Source organism: Rhodococcus sp. BP-316, from assembly GCF_019836105.1.
GTDB lineage: Bacteria > Actinomycetota > Actinomycetes > Mycobacteriales > Mycobacteriaceae > Rhodococcoides.
Genome location: NZ_JABUEE010000007.1, coordinates 288,703 through 307,919, shown reverse-complemented (window position 1 = coordinate 307,919; position 19,217 = coordinate 288,703). Strand labels below are relative to the sequence as shown.

20 protein-coding genes are annotated in these 19,217 nt (G+C 68.5%); 7 read left to right on the top strand and 13 right to left on the bottom strand.

Going from position 1 to position 19,217, the window contains the following annotated elements; all coding sequences use genetic code 11:
• Window positions 1-8: 8 nt before the first annotated feature.
• The 4 genes from HQ312_RS15725 to HQ312_RS15710 are packed head-to-tail and all read right to left on the bottom strand — an operon-like array spanning window position 9 to window position 4,023.
• Window positions 9-812 (bottom strand): SDR family oxidoreductase, encoded by an 804-nt coding sequence (locus tag HQ312_RS15725; RefSeq protein WP_027507247.1) that lies wholly within the window; start codon window positions 810-812, stop codon window positions 9-11.
• 31 nt (window positions 813-843) lie between these two features.
• Window positions 844-1,623, bottom strand: coding sequence for a glucosamine-6-phosphate deaminase (gene nagB / locus HQ312_RS15720; RefSeq protein ID WP_222639174.1), 780 nt, complete (start codon window positions 1,621-1,623; stop codon window positions 844-846).
• Entirely contained in the window at window positions 1,604-2,785 is a 1,182-nt protein-coding gene (locus HQ312_RS15715) for an amidohydrolase family protein (RefSeq protein ID WP_308123905.1), read from the bottom strand. The genes nagB and HQ312_RS15715 overlap by 20 nt, the downstream gene beginning before the upstream one ends.
• Window positions 2,782-4,023 carry a PTS transporter subunit EIIC gene (locus HQ312_RS15710; RefSeq protein WP_374198300.1) on the bottom strand — a complete coding sequence of 414 codons (1,242 nt, stop codon included), beginning with the start codon at window positions 4,021-4,023 and terminating at the stop codon, window positions 2,782-2,784. The genes HQ312_RS15715 and HQ312_RS15710 overlap by 4 nt, the downstream gene beginning before the upstream one ends.
• 272 nt (window positions 4,024-4,295) lie before the next feature.
• Here HQ312_RS15710 and HQ312_RS15705 point away from each other — a divergent pair, with 272 nt between their 5' ends.
• On the top strand, window positions 4,296-4,526 hold the full coding sequence (locus HQ312_RS15705; protein ID WP_027507251.1) for a glucose PTS transporter subunit EIIB: 231 nt from the start codon (window positions 4,296-4,298) through the stop codon (window positions 4,524-4,526).
• A complete protein-coding gene (locus HQ312_RS15700) occupies window positions 4,523-4,981 on the top strand; it encodes a PTS glucose transporter subunit IIA (RefSeq protein ID WP_056448462.1) in 459 nt (152 codons plus the stop codon). The genes HQ312_RS15705 and HQ312_RS15700 overlap by 4 nt, the downstream gene beginning before the upstream one ends.
• A 10-nt stretch (window positions 4,982-4,991) precedes the next feature.
• On the opposite strand, the gene HQ312_RS15695 is transcribed toward HQ312_RS15700, so the two are convergent.
• Together HQ312_RS15695 and HQ312_RS15690 are read right to left on the bottom strand one after the other, a co-directional pair.
• Window positions 4,992-5,837 carry an SDR family NAD(P)-dependent oxidoreductase gene (locus HQ312_RS15695; RefSeq protein ID WP_222639173.1) on the bottom strand — a complete coding sequence of 282 codons (846 nt, stop codon included), beginning with the start codon at window positions 5,835-5,837 and terminating at the stop codon, window positions 4,992-4,994.
• Between the two features lie 84 nt (window positions 5,838-5,921).
• Window positions 5,922-6,665, bottom strand: coding sequence for a GntR family transcriptional regulator (locus HQ312_RS15690; protein WP_056448583.1), 744 nt, complete (start codon window positions 6,663-6,665; stop codon window positions 5,922-5,924).
• Window positions 6,666-6,823: 158 nt separating this feature from the next.
• Between HQ312_RS15690 and HQ312_RS15685 the strand changes: the two genes are divergently transcribed.
• Both HQ312_RS15685 and HQ312_RS15680 read left to right on the top strand, forming a co-directional pair.
• Entirely contained in the window at window positions 6,824-7,264 is a 441-nt protein-coding gene (locus HQ312_RS15685) for a thioesterase family protein (protein ID WP_027507255.1), read from the top strand.
• Entirely contained in the window at window positions 7,261-8,436 is a 1,176-nt protein-coding gene (locus HQ312_RS15680; protein ID WP_222639172.1) for a benzoate/H(+) symporter BenE family transporter, read from the top strand. The genes HQ312_RS15685 and HQ312_RS15680 overlap by 4 nt, the downstream gene beginning before the upstream one ends.
• A gap of 70 nt (window positions 8,437-8,506) precedes the next feature.
• Here HQ312_RS15680 and HQ312_RS15675 read toward each other — a convergent pair whose 3' ends face one another.
• The 4 genes from HQ312_RS15675 to HQ312_RS15660 all read right to left on the bottom strand — a co-directional run bounded on the left by HQ312_RS15675 (window position 8,507) and on the right by HQ312_RS15660 (window position 13,158).
• Entirely contained in the window at window positions 8,507-9,508 is a 1,002-nt protein-coding gene (locus HQ312_RS15675; protein WP_222639224.1) for a phosphotransferase family protein, read from the bottom strand.
• Between the two features lie 47 nt (window positions 9,509-9,555).
• On the bottom strand, window positions 9,556-10,773 hold the full coding sequence (locus tag HQ312_RS15670; protein WP_222632738.1) for an acyl-CoA dehydrogenase family protein: 1,218 nt from the start codon (window positions 10,771-10,773) through the stop codon (window positions 9,556-9,558).
• Window position 10,774: 1 nt separating this feature from the next.
• Window positions 10,775-11,602 (bottom strand): SDR family oxidoreductase, encoded by an 828-nt coding sequence (locus tag HQ312_RS15665; protein WP_027507259.1) that lies wholly within the window; start codon window positions 11,600-11,602, stop codon window positions 10,775-10,777.
• A gap of 71 nt (window positions 11,603-11,673) precedes the next feature.
• Window positions 11,674-13,158: a cryptochrome/photolyase family protein gene (locus HQ312_RS15660; RefSeq protein WP_222639171.1), complete on the bottom strand. Its 1,485-nt coding sequence runs from the start codon at window positions 13,156-13,158 to the stop codon at window positions 11,674-11,676.
• Window positions 13,159-13,418: 260 nt separating this feature from the next.
• Between HQ312_RS15660 and pdhA the strand changes: the two genes are divergently transcribed.
• The 3 genes from pdhA to HQ312_RS15645 all read left to right on the top strand — a co-directional run bounded on the left by pdhA (window position 13,419) and on the right by HQ312_RS15645 (window position 16,243).
• On the top strand, window positions 13,419-14,495 hold the full coding sequence (gene pdhA / locus HQ312_RS15655) for a pyruvate dehydrogenase (acetyl-transferring) E1 component subunit alpha (RefSeq protein WP_222639170.1): 1,077 nt from the start codon (window positions 13,419-13,421) through the stop codon (window positions 14,493-14,495).
• On the top strand, window positions 14,492-15,520 hold the full coding sequence (locus tag HQ312_RS15650; RefSeq protein WP_222639169.1) for an alpha-ketoacid dehydrogenase subunit beta: 1,029 nt from the start codon (window positions 14,492-14,494) through the stop codon (window positions 15,518-15,520). The genes pdhA and HQ312_RS15650 overlap by 4 nt, the downstream gene beginning before the upstream one ends.
• A 69-nt stretch (window positions 15,521-15,589) precedes the next feature.
• Window positions 15,590-16,243: a hypothetical protein gene (locus tag HQ312_RS15645; protein WP_222639168.1), complete on the top strand. Its 654-nt coding sequence runs from the start codon at window positions 15,590-15,592 to the stop codon at window positions 16,241-16,243.
• A 28-nt stretch (window positions 16,244-16,271) separates the two neighbouring features.
• Here HQ312_RS15645 and HQ312_RS15640 read toward each other — a convergent pair whose 3' ends face one another.
• The 3 genes from HQ312_RS15640 to HQ312_RS15630 are packed head-to-tail and all read right to left on the bottom strand — an operon-like array spanning window position 16,272 to window position 19,176.
• Complete coding sequence (locus HQ312_RS15640) at window positions 16,272-17,714, bottom strand: NAD(P)(+) transhydrogenase (Re/Si-specific) subunit beta (protein ID WP_222639167.1); 1,443 nt, start codon at window positions 17,712-17,714, stop codon at window positions 16,272-16,274.
• Complete coding sequence (locus HQ312_RS15635; RefSeq protein ID WP_056448442.1) at window positions 17,714-18,055, bottom strand: NAD(P) transhydrogenase subunit alpha; 342 nt, start codon at window positions 18,053-18,055, stop codon at window positions 17,714-17,716. The genes HQ312_RS15640 and HQ312_RS15635 overlap by 1 nt, the downstream gene beginning before the upstream one ends.
• Window positions 18,055-19,176 (bottom strand): NAD(P) transhydrogenase subunit alpha, encoded by a 1,122-nt coding sequence (locus HQ312_RS15630; protein ID WP_056448439.1) that lies wholly within the window; start codon window positions 19,174-19,176, stop codon window positions 18,055-18,057. The genes HQ312_RS15635 and HQ312_RS15630 overlap by 1 nt, the downstream gene beginning before the upstream one ends.
• Window positions 19,177-19,217 lie beyond the last annotated feature (41 nt).

Here is a 19,217-nt window from a genome sequence, read left to right as displayed (position 1 = left end):
CCAGCCGACTACTCACGGAACATTCTGGCGGTGACCTCGAGGGCGGCGCGACGTGGGAGCAACCGCACACCGGCCGACTGCAGCTTGTTGTTCACTCCGGACACCACCGAGGCCGGGGGCCGCTTGGCCGCGAGCGCCGCGAACGTCGTGTCCATGACCTGTTCCGACGTCTGCATCTTCCCGAACGCGGCGTCCTTGCTGCCGAGCACCTCGAAGAACTCGGTCTCGGTGGGACCCGGCGAGACCGCCATGACGGTGACACCGGTCCCGCGAGTCTCGACGGCCAGCGCCTCGGTGAAGCTGAGCACGAACGCTTTGCTCGCCGCGTAGACGGCCATTCCCGGGAGCGGTTGGTACGCCGCCGTGCTCGCGAGCGTGACCAGCACACCCGCGCCGTGCTCGATCATGCCCGGCAGGAACGCACGCGAGAGATCGACGACAGCAGCGATGTTCACGGCGATCTCGTTGCCGAGCGTCACCGGATCCTCCTCGACGAACGGCTGGTGCGTCCCGAATCCCGCATTGTTGATCAGCGAGTGCACCGTGATGCCGCGGTGACCGAGAGTCGCCTTCAGCGCCGATCCCGCACCGGGCACGGCGAGGTCCGCGGCGATCGGGGTGGCGGTGACACCGTGCCGGGAGGAGATCTCCGCAGCCAGCTCCTCGAGGCGATCGAGTCGCCGCGCGACGAGCACGACGTCGCACCCGAGGGACGCGAAGCGTCGTGCGAAATCGGCACCCAGGCCCGAGCTCGCGCCGGTGACGAGGACGGTGGATCCGGTGAGACGCGTACGCAGCGTCGACATGGTCATCCGCTCACTGTAGGGACCGGACGTCCGACGATCAGAAGTGCTGCCATGTGGGTTTCTCCGACAACGCGTACCGGTAGTAGTCACTCGACCCCAGCGCCGACGCCGCGCCCTCGTCGACGACCACTGTCACGTGCGGATGCATCTGGATCACCGACGCCGGACAGGACGCGGCCAGCGGCCCCTCCACCGACGCGGCGAGAGCGTCCGCCTTCCCTTCGCCGAGTGCGACGAGGACCAGATGGCGGGCCTCGAGAATCGTGCCCAGACCCTGGGTCACCACGTGATGCGGTACCTCGTCGGCGGAGTGGAAGAAGCGTGCGTTGTCCTCCCGCGTGCGGCGCGTGAGGGTCTTGACCCGCGTGCGGGAGACGAGCGACGACCCCGGTTCGTTGAAGCCGATGTGGCCGTCGGACCCGATGCCCAACAATTGCACGTCCACACCGCCCGACGCGGCGATCGCGGCGTCGTAGCGAGCGCACTCGGCCGCGACGTCCGCCGCCTCGCCGTTCGGACCGTCGATGGCATCCGGGTCGATGTCGATCTCCGCAGCGAACTCCGTGGCGATCACCGAACGGTACGACTGCGGATGGGCGGCCGGGAGATTCACGTACTCGTCGAGGAGGAACGCCCGGCAGGACGCGAACGACAACGCCTCCTCGCGATGCCGCCGACCGAGCTCCCGGTACGTCCCCAACGGGGTGGACCCCGTCGCCACGCCCAGCACCGCGGCACCCTGCCGAACCCTGCGTTCGACGATGTCCGCCACGGTGCGGTGCACCGCCGCTGCGTCGTCACGGATGACGATCTCCATCCGGCACACCCACTTCCACTCGTCCGCGCCTCACGACGCTCGTCACGGTCAGATCGGCATCGGTGATCACGATGTCCGCGCGCATCCCGGCCGCCAGGCGCCCCACCGTGTCCTGCAGGCCGAGGAACCGAGCCGGTGTGGTCGCCCCCATGCGCACCGCCGACACCAGGTCGACTCCCGACTCGGCCACCGCCCGTCGCACGATGTCGAGGACTGTCGACGTTCCGCCCGCGATGGCTCCCGGCTCGTCGCCGTCCTGCGTCAGGCGCGCCACCCCGTCCGCGACCGTCACGTCGAGCGAGCCCAATCGGTAAGGGCCGTCGCTCATCCCGGCCGCAGCCATGGCGTCGGAGACGAACACGATGCCGTCGGGTCCGACGAGGTCGACCACCATGGCGACCGTCCAGGAATCGAGATGCACACCGTCACCGATGAGTTCGAGCATCATCTCGCCGCGTCCCGCCGCCGCGAGACACGCGGCCACCGGTCCGGGCGACCGATGGTGCAGCGGCGGCATCCCGTTGAATAGATGGGTGGCGCTCACCGGCCCGGTCAGCCGCGCCAGCGCTGCCGTGACCGTGGCCGCATCGGCGTCGGTGTGACCCACGCTCGGACGGATGTCGTTCTCGGCCATCACCTGAGCAAGGGCGTCCAGGTTCGCGGTCTCCGGTGCCAGCGTCATCGACCGCACGGCTCCCCCACCGGCCGCCACCACGGCCTCGAGGAGACGCGGATCGCCCGGGACGATCGCCGAGGGATCCTGTGCACCGCAACGGCTACGGGCGAGGAACGGCCCCTCGAGATGAACGCCCGCGATGTCGCCGCGGCGCCACAGCTCCGCCAGCAGTGTCGTCCTGTCGACGAGCACCTCGCGCGGGGCGGACACGAGGGAGGCGAGCATGGTCGTCGTCCCGCTGCGCACGTGATGCGCGACAGCGGCTTCGACGGCGTCGGCCGTGGCATCGGGGAAGCCTGCTCCCCCGCCGCCGTGACAGTGCACGTCCACCATGCCCGGCAGAATCGTCGACGACGACGGCGGGACGGCGATGTCCGTCCACTCGCGGACCGGGCCCACCCGGACGATCCGATCGTCCTCGAACTCCACCACCCCGTCCTCGAGCACACCGTCCACCAGGACGACGCGGCCGCGGAGGAGGGTCACGCCGAGCCGCCGCCGGCCGGCTTGTCCGTCGGCGCGGTCGTGGCGTCCGTCGATGCGGTGGTGGCCGCCGGTGCACCGGTGGTCACCGCCGCGTCGTCGAGGGTCACGTCGTCCTCACGTCCGGGCGTGCGCAGGTTCCACTTCTTGATGACGAAGCTGAACAGCACGTAGTAGATGACGGCGTAGACCAGGCCGATCGGGATGAGAAGCCACGCTTTGGTGGCGATTCCGTAGTTCAGCAGGTAGTCGATACCGCCCGCGGAGAAGAAGAAGCCGTCGTGGATGCCCAGTGCGTTGGTCAACGCCATCGAGGTACCGGTCAGCACGGCGTGCACGATGTAGAGCGGCCAGGCGACGAACATGAACGAGTACTCGAGCGGCTCGGTGATACCGGTGACGAAGGCCGTGAGACCGGTCGAGAGCATGATGCCGCCGACGAGCTTCTTCTGCGACGGCTTCGCGTTGCGGTAGATCGCGAAGGCAGCGGCGGGCAGCGCGAACATCATGATCGGGAAGAAGCCGGTCATGAACACTCCGGCGCTCGGGTCCCCGGCGAAGAAGCGGTTGAGGTCGCCTCGGACGATCTGGCCGCTCGCGTCCGTGTAGTCACCGACGAGGAACCACACGACGGAGTTGAGGATGTGGTGCAGGCCGGTCGGGATGAGCATGCGGTTGGCGAAACCGTAGATACCGCTGCCCACGACGGAGTGATCGGCGACGGTGGTGCCCACCCAGTTCAGGGCGCTGTAGAACAGCGGGTACACGAAGGACATCAGGACGCCGACCACGAGACCGGTGATCGCCGTCAGGATCGGGACGAGGCGTCGGCCGCTGAAGAAGCCCAGGTAGTCGGGCAGCTTCTGACGGTAGAAGCGTTGCCAGAGAACGGCGGAGAGCAGACCGATGATGATGCCGGCCAGCACGCCGTAGTCGATGACGGCAGGGTCGCCGTTCGCGTCGACCTCGCCGTCGAGCACCACCGGCGACATGGCCGTGAAGACTCCGTCGACCACCATGTAGCCGACCACCGCGGCCAACGCGGTGGAGCCGTCCGACTTCTTCGCCCAGCCGATCGCGATGCCGACTGCGAAGATGAGGGGAAGCCACGTGAAGACCGACTGCCCGGCGGCCGAGATGACCGACGCGGTGGTCTCGAGCGGGGCGAAGCGTCCGAGCAGATCGGGCTGGCCGATGCGAAGCAGGATGCCCGCGGCGGGGAGCACGGCGATGGGCAGCATGAGACTGCGCCCGAATCGCTGCAACCCGGCGAGTGCGCGGGAGTCCTTCTTCTCGGTGGGCGTCTGTGGTGCGGTGTTCCCGGTGGCAGTCGTGCCGGCCATGGCGACCTTCTTCTCGTGTGTGTTGTGGACCGGTTCCATCACGGGTACTGTCCGGTCATAACCAGTTGTAGTTTGACCAGGTGGCAGCCTGATGTCAAACAGAAAGTGTGAGCACGCCCACCTGCATCGCATCGCGCCGGGGGCGGGTCACCGAGCGGAAGGAGCACCGCATGTCCAAGGCGGACGCCATCGTCGCCGGGCTCGGAGGAGCCGGGAACATCGTCGAGATCGAAGCCTGCATCACGCGGCTCCGCACCGAGGTGCGAGACGGAGCACTCGTGAACGAGGCCGCTCTCAAGGCCGCCGGAGCACACGGGGTCTTCCACAAGGGGACGGCCGTGCAGGTCATCGTCGGGCCCGAGGCGGACACCCTCGCCGAGGACATCGACGACATCCTGTGACCGACACCGCCGTGGGCAGCCCGCTCGCGGGCACCGTCATCGCACTGGCCGACGTCCCCGACCCGGTGTTCTCCTCGCAGATGGTCGGCGCCGGCGTGGCTGTCAGACCCGCTTCGACGACCGGAATGGTGGACGTCCACTCGCCCGTGTCCGGGCGCATCCTCAAGCTGCACCCTCATGCCTTCGTGGTTCTGACGGAGGACAGGAAGGGAGTGCTGGTGCACGTCGGTATCGACACCGTGACGATGAAGGGCGAGGGTTTCGAACTCGTCGCGGCCGAGAAGGACTCGGTGTCGGCCGGAGACGTCGTCGTGCGCTACGACCCGGCCGCCGTCGCCGCCGCCGGATTCGACGACGTGTGCCCCGTCGTCGTGATGGACTCCGCCGCGGACTCCTTCGCGACGCCGTCGGTCGGGTCGTCCGTCACTGCCGGCGAGCCGCTCTTCGTCCTCTGACGGGCCGGGGTCAGGCCAGCCCGACCAGTTTCTCCGACTCTCTCCACAGCCCGTCGACCACGGCGGGATCGTCGACCTGCCCGTTCGTGCGACCGCGAGCCTTGTGGCGGCTGTAGTAGATCCCGGCGACCTCGGCGTCCGGCTTGTCGACGGCCACCGACACCAACGGCTCGGCGCCCGACTCGGCACTGATCGAGGCCACGTACTTCAGCGGAGTCCGGTAGATCACCCGGAACAGGACGTTGGCGTTGCCGAAGTTGCTGCGCACCGCTCCGGGGTGGACGGCCACCGACGTGATGCCGCGGTCGGACCACCGCTCCGTGGCGCCGCGAGTGAAGCCGATGTTCATCAGCTTGCTGGTGCAGTAGGCGCGGAACTCGGCCGGCGAGGAACGGTCGTAGGCGATGTCCTGCAGATCGATTCGTCCACCGAGGTTGCCCACGGACGACGTGTTGACGATACGACTGCCCGCCGTACCGCCGAGTCGGTCGAGCAACAGATGGGTGAGCAGGAACGGCGACAGGTGATTGATCTGGACGTTCGGCTCGTGCCCGTCGGCGGTGCGCTTCGACGGATCGAACGTTCCACCCGCGTTGTTCAACAGGACGTCGATGTGATCGACGGAATCCCGCAGCTCGTCCGCGACCCGTCGCACGTCGTCGAACGTGGCGAAATCGGCCACGAACGCGCGACCACCGATCTCCGAGGCCGCGGCGGCGGTCTTCTCCGGTGAGCGGCCCACGACGAGCACCTCCGCACCGCGTTCCGCCAGGGTGCGCGCGGCGATGCGCCCGATCCCGTCGCTCGCTCCCGTCACGACGATGGTGCGACCGGTGAGCGAACGGGGAGTGGGCACGGAGGAGCCTTTCGATCTGCGGATGGAACGCCTCGACCGAAGTGTACGAGCGGACGGCGTCGGCGACGCTGTCGGCTGTGGACGTCAGCGACGCTGTGGCCGCCGCCCGCCCTGGACCTCCATCGTGAGCTGATACCGATCGCAGCGGTACCAGCTCTCCGTGTGTTCGATCGGCCGGTCACCGCTGAACGACACCCGGTCGAAGTACAGCACCGGCGCCCCACGCTTCGTCCCCAGCAACGTCGCGGTGTCGTTGTCGGCCGCCGTCGCGCTGACCGTCTGCTCGGCGCGATCGATGGTCTGCCCGTAGTGGGAGGACACCGCGTCGTAGATGGACTTGCTCAGATCGAGATCGACCAGGCCCGGCAGCACGGCGGCGTCGTACCACCCGTCGTCGACGCTGACGGGCTCTCCGTCCGCCAGTCGCAGCCGCTTGATGTGGTACGCCTTGCCGCCCGCGGCGATGTCCAGCGCACGGATGGTGGCCACCGACGGATCCTCGAGCCGCGCGAAGAGAACGACCGTGGTGGGTTCGAGACCCTGCGCGCGCATCTCCTCCGAGAACGACGCCAGGTGGAGCCTCGACTGGACGGGCCGACTGGCGACGAACGTGCCCTTGCCGCGCACCCGCACCAGGTGGCCCTCGTTGACGAGCTGACCGATGGCCTCGCGCACGGTGATCCGACTGACCCCGTAGTCCTCCATGAGGCGCCGTTCGCTCGGCATCAGATCGCCGGGCTGGAGTTCCTTGGTGCACCGGTGCAGCAGGATCGCGCGGAGCTGCTCGTGCTTGGGTACGGCACTGTCGCGAAGGTGGACGGGCATCACCACGGCGTGTACTCCCGAGAATCGGCGCGACCGGAGCGATCTGTGGCGCGAGCGGTACGGACTGGTCCCGTCCAACTTACTACCGTGGCTGCGCCCCGTGCGCCTTTTGCGCACCCTGGGATACGCGAAAGGCGCACGGGGATGGAATCCTCACCCGCATGACCGAGAGCACCGTCCCGTCCGCAGCCGACTGCCCCGTCCTGTGGCCCGTCGCCACCCGCTGGGAGGACAACGACCACTACGGGCACGTCAACAACGTCACGTACTACTCGTACTTCGACACCGCGGTGAACGGGTGGCTCATGCAGAGCACCGGCCTCGACATCCGCACACTCCCGGCCATCGGCGTGGTGGCCGAGACGTCCTGCAGGTTCCTCAGCCAACTGAGCTTTCCCGACGACCTGCAGGTGGGTATCGCCGTCGAGAGGCTCGGCAACACCTCGATCGTGTACGCGCTGAGCATCTTCCGGGTGGACGGCGAAAACTTGACCCCGGCGGCGGCGGGACGGTTCGTGCACGTCTACGTCGACGCCGAGACCCGCCGCCCGACACCGGTCCCCGACGAGATCCGCGCGGTCGTCGAGGCACTCGGACAGTGACAGCCCCCGGCCGGGTGTCCCTCGCCGTGCCGATCGGCGCGGGGGTGGTCACCGCGCTCGTCGGCTTCACCAGTTCGTTCGCCGTGGTCCTCACGGGCCTGCGCTCGGTGGGGGCGAGCGAGTCCCAAGCCGCGTCCGGACTGTTCGCCATGTCTCTCGTCATGGCCTTTGGGATCACCGGTCTGGCACTGCGCTACCGCATCCCGATCACACTGGCCTGGTCCACACCCGGTGCCGCGTTGCTCGCGGGTACCGGAGCGGTGGTCGGCGGATGGCCGGCGGCCGTGGGGGCGTTCGTGACCGTGGGCATCGCAATCGTGCTCACCGGAGTGTGGTCCGGCCTCGGCCGCGTCATCGCGGCGATCCCGGTGTCGTTGGCACAGGCGATGCTCGCCGGCGTCATCCTGCCACTGTGTCTCGAACCCGTGCGGGCCCTCGCGGACAATCCCGCGGCGGTCGCCCCCGTCGTCGTCACATGGGTCGTGCTGCTGCGCTTCTCCCCGCGCTGGGCGGTACCGGCGGCCTTCGCCGTCGCCGCCGTGGTCATCGGCATCTCGCTCACGACGGGCGACACCGAGATCGGCGCCCGATCGCTGCTCCCGAGCCTCGACCTCGTCGCACCCACCTGGACGTGGCAGGCGCTGATCGGCATCGCACTGCCGCTCTACATCGTGACGATGGCGTCGCAGAACATCCCGGGAACGGCCGTCATGGCCTCCTTCGGCTACGCGGTACCGTGGCGAGCCTCGATGACCGTCACCGGTGTCGGTACAGCGATCACCGCACCCGCCGGCGTTCACGCCGTCAACCTCGCTGCCATCAGCGCAGCGCTCGCGGCCGCCCCGGACGCGCACCCGGACAAGGATCGTCGGTGGATCGCGGCGGTGGCTGCCGGGGCGTCCTACCTGGCCCTCGCGCTCGCCTCGGCGGCGCTGGCGACCCTCGTCGCCCTCGCGCCGGCCGGCATCGTGGAAACCGTTGCGGGACTTGCGTTGCTGGCAACCCTCGCGGCATCGCTGGCCGCCGCGTTGAGCACCGAGGCGGACCGGGTGCCGGCGGCCATCACGTTCGTGGTCGCCGCCTCGGGTGTGGCGATCGCGGGGATCGGCTCGGCCTTCTGGGCGCTCGTGCTCGGTCTCGTCGTCCGACTGGGCCTCACCCGACGCGCCTGAGGACCGGGGCTCCTCGTGCGCCTTTCGCGTATCCAGGGGTACGCGAAAGGCGCACGGGGGCGGAGCCCACTCAGAGGATCCCGGCCTCCTCCGCCGTGGCGACGGCGCGGCCGATGATGCCGTCCACCAGGTCCGTCGTCGGCGAACCGTCGCGTGCCCGGTTGCGCTCGTCGTCGATGGCCCGGCGCATGACGCCCTCGGCGATGACGGACAGCTTCCACAGCGCGAGGGCGTGCCAGTACCCCACCGCGGAGACGTCGCGGCCGGTGGCGGCGGCATAGAGCTCGACCAGCTCGTTCCTCGTCGGGAAGCCCGGCAACGTGGAGGACATGAACATGCCCGCGTTGTCGTCGTCGGCCTCCGACCAGTAGGCCAGCAGCGCACCGACGTCCGCGAGCGGGTCGCCCAGCGTGCACAGCTCCCAGTCGACCACCGCGACGATCGCATCGTCGACACTTCCCTCACCGGCTCCGCTGGTGATGATGTTGCTCAGATGGAAGTCGCCGTGCACCAGCGAGACCTCGGTCTGCTCCGGAGCCGAATTCGCGAGCGCGGTGGCCAGGCGCTCGATGTCCGGGACGTCCCGCGTCTTCGACTGCGCCCACTGCGACGACCATCGCTTCAATTGCCGTGCAGCGTAGGGCTTGTGACTCGCCAGATCGGTGAGACCGGTGCTGTCGAGATCGACCGCGTGGATCTTGCCGAGCGTGGCGGGCATGGCCTCACCGATCGTCCGACGACGATCCTCGGACAATGTCTCCGCGACGGTCGGGCTGTCGATCACCAGCCCCTCGACGTGGCTCATCAGGACCAGAGGCGCATCGGTGACCGTCGGATCGTCCGTCAGCGCGATCGTCGTCGGCACCGGAACGGCAGTGTGCTGCAACGCCGACAGGATGCGGTACTCACGAGCGACGTCGTGCGCCGACGCCAGCAGCGTGCCCAGCGGCGGTCTCCGCAGGACCCAGTTGCTGCCCGCGGCGTCGGTCACCGCGAAGGTCAGATTCGACTGCCCGTTACCGATGCGCTCGAAGGTCAGTGGCCCCGAGGCCCCGATATCGAGGCTTTCCATCCAGGCCGTCACCGCACCGTCGTCGAGGCCCGGCGTGGTTCCGGTGCTCACTTGTCGACCTTGCGGTACGGCGCGAGCTCGGTGCGCGCGATGGTCCGCTTGTGCACCTCGTCCGGACCGTCGGCGAGACGCAGGGTCCGCAGGTGGGCGTACATGCTGGCGAGCGGGAAGTCGTCGGAGACACCGCCGCCGCCGTGGACCTGGATGGCGCGGTCGACGATCTTCAGGGCCATCGCGGGCGCGGCGACCTTGATGGCCGCGATCTCCACGCGCGCTTCCTTGTTGCTGAACTCGTCCATCATCCAGGCGGCCTTCAGCGTGAGCAGGCGCGCCATCTCGATGTCGATGCGGGCTTCGGCGATCCAGTCCTGGATGTTGGCCTGCGCCGCGATCGGCTTGCCGAACGCCACGCGGGACGACGCACGGTCGCACATGAGTTCCAGTGCGCGCTCGGCCATGCCGATCGCCCGCATGCAGTGGTGGATTCGGCCGGGGCCGAGACGTGCCTGGCCGATCATGAAGCCGGCACCCGGTCCGGCGAGCACGTCCTTGCCGGGGACGCGAACGTTCTCGAACAGGACCTCGGCGTGACCCTCGCGGTCCTGGTACCCGAACACCGGCAGACCGCGCAGGACGGTGACGCCGGGCGCGTCGATCGGCACGACCATCATCGACTGCTGTTCGTACGTCGACGCCTCGGGCGCCGTCTTGCCCATGACGATCAGCACCTTGCAGTTCTGGTGCAAAGCGTTGGAAGTCCACCACTTGCGGCCGTTCAGGATCCAGTCCTCGCCGTCGGCCACCATGGACATCGCGATGTTCGTCGCGTCGGAGCTGGCGACATCGGGCTCCGTCATAGCGAAAGCGGAGCGGATGGTGCCCTCGAGCAACGGTGCGAGCCACTTCTCCTTGTGCTCGTCCGTGCCGAAGCGGGTGAACACCTCCATGTTGCCGGTGTCGGGTGCGGCGCAGTTACAGGCCTCGGGCGCGATCGCGGGGCTGCGGCCCATGATCTCCGCGAGCGGCGCGTACTCGGCGTTGGTCAGACCGGGGCCGTAGGCGGGATCCGGATGGAAGAGGTTCCAGAGGCCGCGCGACTTCGCGTCGGCCTTGAGCTCCTCGAGGATCGGCGGCTGGAAGTGCGGATCACCGGACTCCAGGATCTGCTGGGCGTAGACCGCCTCCGCCGGATAGACCTTCTCGTCCATGAACGCCAGCAGGCGCTGCTGGTAGTCCTTGCACCGATCCGAGTACGCGAAATCCATGTCAGCGATCCTGTCCTGGCCGTGCGGCCGTCTCGAGAGATGTTCGGTACCGACGCATCCCGGCGATCCACCGGTCGTAGTCGGCACTCTTGTGCGAGTAGAACGTGAGCACCTCGGGGTGCGGGAGAACGAGGAACTTCTCGGTCTCCATCGCCTCGAGGACGATGCGAGCGACGTCCTCCGGTTCGAGGACGGTGCCGGCGCCGGTCACGGCGGAGGCCGCCACCGAGGCACCCTCGGCGTCACTGTCGAAGCCCGAGTTCAGGAGCGCCGTGTTGACGCCCATCGGGCACAGGCAGCTCACCGCGATGCCCTTGTCGCCGTAGGTGACCGACAACCATTCAGCGAAGCCGACGGCGGCGTGCTTGGACACCGAGTAGGTGGCCGATCCGATCTGGGTGAGCAGGCCCGCCGCGGACGCGGTGGACAGGAAGTAGCCGTGCGTGCCGCGCTCGATCCATCGCGGGATCACCACGCGCGCAGCGCGCACATGGGCGAGGACGTTGACCGACAGCGCGGTGTCCCAGGCGGCGTCGGTGCTGTCGAGCCCCATCCCTGCCGTCGTCCCGGCATTGGCGATGTAGATGTCGAGTGGCCCGAACGCCTCCTCGACCCGCTCGATCATCTGGGCGATCACCGCGTCGTCGGCGACGTCGCCGCCGACGGCGATGCACCGCTCCCCCAGTCGCGCGGCGACCGCATCGGCGGCCGCCCCGTCGAGATCGGCGACCAGGACCGAGTTCCCGGCCTCGACCAGTGCAGTGGCGAGGGCGGCGCCGATACCGGCGCCACCTCCCGTGACGATGGCGACCTTGTCTGTGACCCGCATCATTCAGATAGTAGGCATGCGCAGTGGGTGACGGGCTTTCAGGGTCAACGAACTCGAGGTCGACCTCGAGTTCAGAAAGAGGTCCGGTGCCGCTCCTGCTCGACGATCTCGTCGATGTCGCCGAGCCGCTCCATCGAACTGACTGCTCGGCGCGTGCGCATGTTCTTCGCCAGCCGCTCGCGGTGCTTGTGCGTGAACGCCCAGTACCCCGCCGTGAACGGACACGCGTCCTCCCCGACCCGCTTCTTGGGGTCGAACGCGCAGCCCTTGCAGTGGTCGGTCATGCGGTCGATGTACGCGCCGCCGGACGTGTAGGGCTTGGTCGCGATCACTCCCCCGTCGGCGTGCTGACTCATGCCGAAGACGTTGACGGGCATGACCCACTCGTACCCGTCGACGAAGTGCTCGGTGAACCACCGGGTAAGCGCCCGCGGGTCGTACCCCCGTTGCAGCGCATGGTTTCCCAGGATCATCAGGCGCGGGATGTGGTGCACCCACCCGCGATCGTGCACGCCGGCGAGGGCGTCGGACAGGCACGCTGCGGTGACCTCCTCCGCGTCGAGGGTCTGGAACCATCCGGGCAGAGGGGTGTCGGCGTCGAGCGCGTTCGTGCGCATGTAGTCCTCGCCCAGATGCCAGTAGAGGTGCCACACGTACTCGCGCCACCCGAGGATCTGGCGTACGAACCCCTCGACGCTCGCCAGCGGTGCCGTCCCGTCCCGGTAGGCCTGCTCGGCGGCGCGCGCCGCGTCCAACGGGTGCAGCACACCGAGGTTGAACGGCACCGACAGCAGCGAGTGCGACATGGTCCAGTCCGCCGCCATCACGGCGTCCTCGTAGGGACCGAACGTGGCGAGACGGGTGGCCACGAAGGTCTTCAGCGCCGACGCCGCCTCAGCTGCGGTGACGGCGAAGAGACGCGGTCCGTCCTCGCCGGACCAGTCGACGTCCATGGCGTCGAGATCCGCGCGCACACCGGCGTCGATGTCGTCCTCCTCCGGCCACCACGGTTCGGGAACACCGAGTGTCGTCCGCTTCTTGGGCGGCTTCTCCCTGTTCTCCGCGTCGAGGTTCCAGGTGCCGCTCACCGGGTTCTCGCCGTCCATCAGGATGTCGAACCGGCGGCGCTGCTCTCGGTAGAAGTTCTCCATCAGGAACGACTTCTTGCCGCCCGCCCACTCGGCGAAGTCCGCACGGGACAGGGCGAACGTCGGAGTCGGCACGATCTCCTCGACCAGACCCTCGTCGGCCAGCCGACGGACGAAGGCCTCCGCACGCCGCGACGTCGGTTCGTGCACGACGACCGGGCGCCCGACGCGGGCGAGGCCCTCGCGGTAGGTGTCGGCTCGGATGTACGTGGCACGGTCGCCGAGTTCGTCCGCGAGGTGCCGCATGCCGCTGAGCAACAGATGCGCCTTCTGCCGATGACCCCGTCGACGGCCCAACGCACGCGCCGACTCGATGATGACGACGTCGCGGTCCACCATCTCCTCGGACGAGTGGACATGGGGGCCGAGCTGATCGGCGAACACCCAGAGCGGAGCCGGAGAGGACATGCTCTGCTGTTCCCCGTCCTCCGCGGAGCCAACCGGCCGGGCACCGCTACGCGTGACCATCCGCCACCGTCATCCGATGCCCATCCTGCTCGTTCTGTGCGTGTCGGTGAGGCAATCGCCGAGCGAGTTGCTCACTCTCGTACACATCACTTGCGCAATGCGGTCAGGCGAGCATGCTGTGAGGTGAGCCACACCCGGTTCGTCCACACTGTGCGCCCTCCTCTCACGACGAGGTCCGCGCACCGGCGGAGAGGAAGCCCATGACCCGATCGGACACACCGCGGGGCGATCGCATCGCGCATCCCGTGCAGCTCGTCCAGCCCGACGGGCGACGAGTGCACGACCCCGAGCACTGGCGACTCGTCGCCGACGTCGACGCCGCCCACATGCTCGACATGTACCGCGACATGGTGGTCGCTCGCCGCATCGACACCGAGGCGACCGCGCTGCAGCGCCAGGGTGAGCTGGGACTGTGGGCACCGCTGCTGGGTCAGGAAGCAGCCCAGGTGGGCTCGGCCCACGCCGTCACCGCGGACGACTACATCTTCACGAGCTACCGCGAGCACGCGGTGGCGTACTGCCGAGGCGTGCCGGTGGAAAAGCTCACTGCGCTGTGGCGCGGCACCGCGCACTCCGGCTGGGATCCGGACGAGTACAACATCACCAACCCGGCGATCATCGTCGGAGCGCAGGGGCTGCATGCCACCGGCTACGCCATGGCGGCGCGACTCGACGGTGCCGAGATCGCCACGGTCGCCTACTTCGGCGACGGCGCCACGAGCGAGGGCGACATCTCGGAGGCGTTGTCGTTCTCGGTCTCCTTCGGGGCCGGCGTCGTCTTCTTCTGCCAGAACAACCAGTGGGCCATCAGCGAGCCCGTTGCGCTGCAGAGTCCGCTGCCGCTCGCCTCCCGCGCCGCCGGCTTCGGCATGCCCGCCCTGCGAGTCGACGGCAACGATGCCCTCGCCGTCCTCGCCGTCACCCGTGCCGCCGCGCACCGCGCCCGCACCGGCGGAGGCCCCACGTTCATCGAAGCCATGACCTACCGCATGGGCCCGCACACCACGTCCGACGATCCGACGCGGTACCGCGCCGACGCCGAGCGCGACGTGTGGGCGGCGCGCGATCCGTTGGACCGCCTCGACAGACTGCTCACCCGCGAGGGCGCCCTGACACCGTCCGTGCGCGAGGGCATCGCCGCGACCGCCGACGACGTCGCCGCCCGGCTCCGCTCCGCCACGATCTCCGCCGTCGATCCGGAGTCGTCCACCCTGCTCGACCACGTCTACGCCGAACCCCACGCTGTGGTGGACCGCCAGAAGGAGACACTGCGATGACCACCGGAACCCTCTCCCGCGCCGGCGCGACCACCGCGTCGTCCGATCTCCACGTCAAGGGCACCCTCGGTGGTGCGATCAATGCAGGTCTCCGTGCCTCCCTCGAAGCCGACGACAAGGTCGTGCTGATGGGCCTCGACATCGGCAAGCTCGGCGGTGTGTTCCGCGTGACCGACAGACTGCAGAAGGACTTCGGCGATCAGCGCGTGCTCGACATGCCCCTCGCCGAGTCCGGCATGGTGGGCACCGCGTTCGGCATGGCGCTGCGCGGCTACCGCCCCGTCGTCGAGATCCAGTTCGACGGGTTCGTCTATCCGGCCTTCGACCAGATCGTGTCCCAGGTGGCCAAGATCCGGTACCGCACCGCCGGTCGCATCGGCGCCCCGATGGTCATCCGCATCCCGTTCGGTGGTGGCATCGGAGCCGTCGAACACCATTCGGAATCTCCCGAGGCGTACTTCGCCCACACGGCCGGCCTGCGGGTGGTCAGCCCGAGCACGCCTCACGACGCCTACTGGATGATCCAACAGGCCGTGCGCTCGGAGGATCCCGTCGTCTTCCTCGAGCCCAAGCGCCGGTACTGGGACAAAGGCGAATGGGCCACCGATGCGCCCGATCTGCCGCTGGACGCCGCTCGCGTGTGCCGCACCGGTACCGATGCGACAGTGGTGGCCTACGGGTCGATGGTGCAGACCGCACTGAAGGCAGCCGAGGTGGCGGAGTCCGAGGGCCACAGCCTCGAGGTCATCGATCTCCGGTCCCTCTCACCGCTGGACACCGACACGGTCTGTCGGTCCGTGCGTAGGACCGGGCGCCTCGTCGTCGTGCACGAGGACACGGGCTACCTCGGCATCGCGGCGGAGGTGGCGGCCCAGGTGTCGCAGGAGTGCTTCTACTCGCTGGAGGCACCCGTCCAGCGGGTCACGGGCTTCCACGTTCCGTACCCGCCGGCACGCCTCGAGCGGCACCACCTCCCGGACGTCGATCGGATTCTCACGGGAGTCGACACGGTTCTCGCAGGCTGACGCGCCGCACGGGAATCACTGCACCGGGTCACAGGATTCTGCCAGCCTCGTGCGCCATCATGGGGACCCGTGAGTACCACGACGACGCAACAGATCGCGCTTCGCGCCCGACGCACCACCCCTCGGTGGTGGGCTCTGACAGGAGTGTCTGCGGCGGCACTGGTCGTGCTCTACGCCGTCCTGCCGCTGCTGGGCGTGCGCTACCCACCGGCGTCGGTCGCGCTCGAGGCCCTGTACGCCCCGGCCGACACGGTGCTCGACGTCATCGACGTGACGACCGTGCTGGTGGTGGTCGCCGCGCTGACGGTGGTCGCGGTGGTGCGCAAGTTGCCGTACGGCATCGGCGCGATCCTCATGCTGTGCCTCGGGTCGACCCTGACCGCCGCAGCCGGGTCGGCATGGCTGTCCGATCACATCGCGACGTCGGCACTTCCCGACGGCCGCGTGGTCGCAGCATCCTCGGTGATCGCGTCGGGTGCGCTCGTCGTGCCCGGTCGGCTGCGTCCCGTCGTCCTGGGGCTGGGCTCGGCCCTGGTCGCCGGCGTGGCCTTCGCCGCCGTGGTCACCGCGGGTGCGACAGGCATCGGCATCGTCGGGGCGCTGCTGGTGACCGGGATGTGGTGGGGCGCCGCCGGTGTCGTCATGGCGCACTCCCCCGTCGCCGCTGCCCGCGAGGCGAAGAACCCTCTCGACACCGCGGCCCTGATGCTCCGCCGCCGGTGAGCGGGCGGGGCATCAGGGCCGGGTACACCTAGAGGGCTTTGAGTTCCTCGATGACGGCGTTGACGGATTTCTTCGCGTCGCCGAAGAGCATCGACGTGCGGTCCGCCGTGAACAGCGGATTGTCGATACCTGCGTACCCGGAGCTCATCGACCGCTTGAGCACGATCACCGACCGCGACTCGTCCACGTTCAGGATCGGCATCCCGTGGATCGGCGAACTCGGATCGTTGCGCGCCGCCGGGTTGGTGACGTCGTTCGCGCCGATGACGAGGGTGACATCGGTGCGGGAGAACTCCCCGTTGATGTCGTCCATCTCCTTCATCGCCTCGTACTCCACGTCCGCCTCGGCGAGCAACACGTTCATGTGACCCGGCATGCGCCCGGCCACCGGATGGATCGCGTACTTCACCTCCACGCCCTTGGACTCGAGGATCGACGCCATGTCCTTGACCGCGTGCTGGGCCTGGGCGACCGCGAGACCGTAGCCGGGCACCACGATGACCTGCGAGGCGTACGCCATCTGGATCGCCGCGTCGGCCGCCGAGGTGGACTTCACCGTGCCGCCGGCATCGTCCGGGCCACCGACCGCGGACGCGCCGCCGCCACCGAAGGACCCGAACACGATCGCCGGAATCGACCGGTTCATTGCCGTCGCCATCAGATTCGTGAGGATGGTGCCGGACGCGCCGACGATCATGCCCGCCACGATCATCGCGGTGTTGTTCAGCGCCAACCCCGCCGCCGCAGCCGACAGACCCGTCAACGCGTTCAGCAGCGAGATCACCACCGGCATGTCCGCGCCGCCGATGGGGAACACCACGAACAGGCCCATCAGTGCCGCCGCGACGAGCACCAGCACGATCCACCACTGCGAGGTGCCCTCACCCGGGGTGGCGCGCAGACCGATGTAGACCGACACCGCCACCGCGATGAGCAGCAACACGATGTTGGTGAGCTGGAAGATGCGGGCGTTCTTCACGAACGCCTTCTCGACCTTCTTGTTCAGCAGCTCCTGCAGCTTCAGGAATGCCACCAGCGAACCCCAGAACGACACCGACCCGATGACTGCCGCGAACAGTGACCCGATGACGATGTGCACCGTCGGCTCTTCACCGTGCTGGAACGCGGAGAAACCGTCGGTCTCGATGAACTCCGACCAGGCGATCAATGCGACCGTGCCGCCGCCCACACCGTTGAACAACGCCACCAGCTGCGGCATCGCCGTCATCTTCGTGCGCTTGGCCGGCGGGACACCCAGCAGGACACCGATCGCCAGACCCGCGGCGATGAGGATCCAGTTGATCGCCGCGGTGTCGCGGACCTCGATCAGAGTCGCCACCACGGCGATACCCATACCGACAGCGGCGATCCAGTTGCCGCGCACCGCCGTCTTCGGACCGGTCAGACCCATCAGACCGTAGATGAACATCGCGAACGCGACGATGTAGAGAATGTTGACGAGATTGTTCATCAGGAATCAGCACCCTTCTCACCGGTTGCAGTCGACACAGCAGCGGGCGCCTTCTTGCCCTTGAACATGCCGAGCATGCGGTCGGTCACCAGGAACCCACCGACGACGTTGAGCGTGCCGAAGATCAACGCGACGAACGCGATGATCCGCACACCCCACGGCGCGTCCTCCGGCAACCTGCCCAACACGATGAGGGCGCCGAGCACGACGATGCCGTGGATGGCGTTGGTACCCGACATCAGCGGCGTGTGCAGCGTGTTCGGCACCTTGGAGATGACAGCGAAACCGACGAACCCGGCCAGGACCAGGATCGCGATGTTCGCGAGCAACGGTGTGTACATCAGGCGTCCGCCTTCACGGTGGTGTCGGCCGTGCGCGTCACGCACGACTTCGCGAGGACCTCGTCGGTGAAATCGGGGGCGAGGGCACCGGCATCGTCGAGCATCAGTTCGATCAGCGCCGAGATGTTCTTGGAGTACAGCTCACTCGCGTGCTCGGGCATCGTCGCCGGCAGATTCAGCGGCGAGGCGATGATGACGTCGTTCTTCACCACCGTGCGACCCGGCTCGGTGAGCTCGCAGTTGCCACCGGTCTCCCCCGCGAGGTCCACCACGACACTGCCCGGTCGCATCCCCGCGGCAGCCGCCGCGGTGACCAACTTCGGCGCCGGACGACCCGGCACCAGAGCGGTGGTGATGACGACGTCGAACGTCGAGATCGCCTTCTCCAGCGCCGCCTGCTGCTGGGCACGCTCGTCCTCGGTGAGCTCACGGGCATACCCGCCCTCACCGGCGGCGTCGATCCCCAGATCCAGCCACTGCGCACCGACCGACCGCACCTGATCGGCGACCTCGGGACGCACGTCGTACCCGGTGGCGCGGCCACCGAGACGCTTCGCCGTCGCCAACGCCTGCAGTCCCGCCACACCCACACCGAGTACCAGCACCGTCGCCGGCTTCACGGTGCCCGCCGCGGTGGTCAGCATCGGGAAGAATCGCGTCGACTCCGACGCCGCGAGCAGCACCGCCTTGTAGCCGGCGACGTTGGCCTGCGAGGACAACGCGTCCATGACCTGCGCGCGGGAGATACGCGGGATCGCCTCGACCGCGAAGGCCTGCACGCCCGCAGCGGTCAACTCCGGAATGATCGTGTCCGCGTTGCGCGGCGCGAGGAAGCCGATGAGCGTCGATCCGCGGCGCAGCTTGCGCACCTCGGCCGACGACGGCGGCGCCACCTTGACCACCACGTCGGCGCTGTACGGATCGCCGATGCTCGCACCGGCGTCGACGTACAGCTGATCGGGGATCAGAGCGCCCAGACCGGCACCCGCCTCCACCACCACGCGCACACCCTTGCCCGTCAGCGCGGCGACCACCTTGGGGACCAGCGCCACCCGGCGCTCCCCCTCGTTCGTCTCACGCACGACGCCGACCAGCGTCCCTGCTTCTCGAGAATCTTCCACCAGCTGTACTTCCTGTGAATGGCGGCACGTCCGCGTCCCGC